1 protein-coding gene is annotated in these 1,812 nt (G+C 63.7%); it reads left to right on the forward strand.

Annotated features, from left to right (window positions below; genetic code table 11):
- Window positions 1–1,811 (forward strand): acyl-CoA dehydrogenase (locus ACNAZA_RS22310; protein ID WP_415798681.1); only part of this gene is annotated, 1,811 nt, incomplete at its 5' end.
- Between the last annotated feature and the right edge of the window lies 1 nt (window position 1,812).

Raw genomic sequence — 1,812 nt, forward strand, 5'->3', positions numbered from 1 at the left:
CCGCACCTATCAAAGACATGCTGTTCGACATGGAGCATCTGGTCCAGCTCGAGCAGATCGCCCAGATTCCCGGCTTTGAAGACGCAGGCCTGGAAACCGCCCAGGCCGTGCTTGAAGAATGCGCCAAGCTGTGCGAGGGCGTGGTCGCTCCCCTCAATGTGGCCGGCGATGTGAATCCCTCCTCCTTCAAGGATGGCGTCGTCACCACCACACCCGGCTTTGCCGATGCCTTCAAGCAATACGCCCAGGGCGGCTGGCAAGGTCTGCAGCACCCCACGGACTTTGGCGGCCAGGGCCTGCCCAAAACCATTGGTGCGGCCTGCATAGAAATGCTCAACAGCGCCAATCTGAGCTTTGCCCTATGCCCGCTGCTCACCGATGGTGCCATCGAAGCCCTGCTGACGGCCGGCAGCGACGCGCTCAAGGCCCAATATCTGGAGAAGCTGGTCACCGGCGAGTGGACCGGCACCATGAATCTGACCGAGCCCCAGGCCGGCTCCGATCTGGCCCTGGTGCGCACCAAGGCCGAACCCCAGGCCGATGGCGCCTACAAGGTCTTCGGCACCAAGATCTTCATCACCTATGGCGAGCACGATATGGCGGACAACATCGTCCACCTGGTGCTGGCCCGGGTTGCAGGGGCCCCCGAAGGCGTCAAGGGCATCAGCCTGTTTGTGGTGCCCAAGTTCCTGGTGAATGCCGATGGCTCTCTGGGCCAGCGTAACGATGTGCATTGCGTCTCCATCGAGCACAAGATGGGCATCAAGGCCTCGCCCACGGCCGTGCTGCAGTTTGGCGACGGCATGGCGGCGAGCATTGCAGACAGCGCCGGACCCGGCGCCGTGGGTTACCTGGTCGGTGAAGAGAACCGCGGCCTGGAGTACATGTTCATCATGATGAACGCCGCCCGCTACGCCGTGGGCGTGCAAGGCATTGCCGTGGCCGAACGCGCCTACCAGCATGCCGTGGCCTACGCCAAGGAGCGGGTGCAAAGCCGTCCCGTCGATGGCTCGGTCAAGGCCAGTGCCACCATCATTCACCACCCCGATGTGCGTCGCATGCTCATGACCATGCGCGCCAGCGTGGAAGGCTGCCGTGCCATGGCCACGGTGGCGGCCGCCGCCTATGACGCGGCCCACAACCACCCCGACGCTGAGGTACGCCAGCAAAACCAGGCTTTCTATGAATTCATGGTGCCCCTGGTCAAGGGTTACAGCACCGAGATGAGCCTGGAAGTGACCAGCCTGGGCGTGCAAGTGCACGGCGGCATGGGCTTTATCGAGGAAACCGGCGCCGCCCAGTACTACCGCGACGCCAAGATCCTGACCATCTACGAAGGCACGACCGCCATCCAGGCCAACGACCTCGTGGGTCGCAAGACCGGCCGCGATGGCGGCCAGAGCGCCAAGGCCATTGCCGCGCAGATAGCGAAAACCGAAGCCGAACTCAAGGCCAGCGGCACGGTCACGGCACTGGCCGTGGCCAAGCAACTGGGCCAGGCACGCCAGGCTTTTGTGCAGGTGGTGGACTTTGTGGTCGCCCAGGCCAAGGCAGATCCCAATGCCGTCTATGCGGGCAGCGTCCCCTATCTGCTGCTGACCGGCAATCTGGTCGCCGGCTGGCAGCTGGGCCGCTCGGTACTGGTGGCTCAGGAACTGTTGCAAAAGGGACAGGAAACCGCGTTCATGCAGGCGAAACTGACAACCGCCCGCTTCTATGCCGAGCACATTCTGAGCCGCGTGGCCGGTCAGGCCGATGCGGTGCTGAACGGCGCTGCCAGCGTGATGGCCTTGCCCATGGAAGCGTTCTGAT

The organism is Comamonas aquatilis, from assembly GCF_965139575.1.
GTDB classification, from domain to species: Bacteria; Pseudomonadota; Gammaproteobacteria; order Burkholderiales; family Burkholderiaceae_C; genus Comamonas; species Comamonas aquatilis.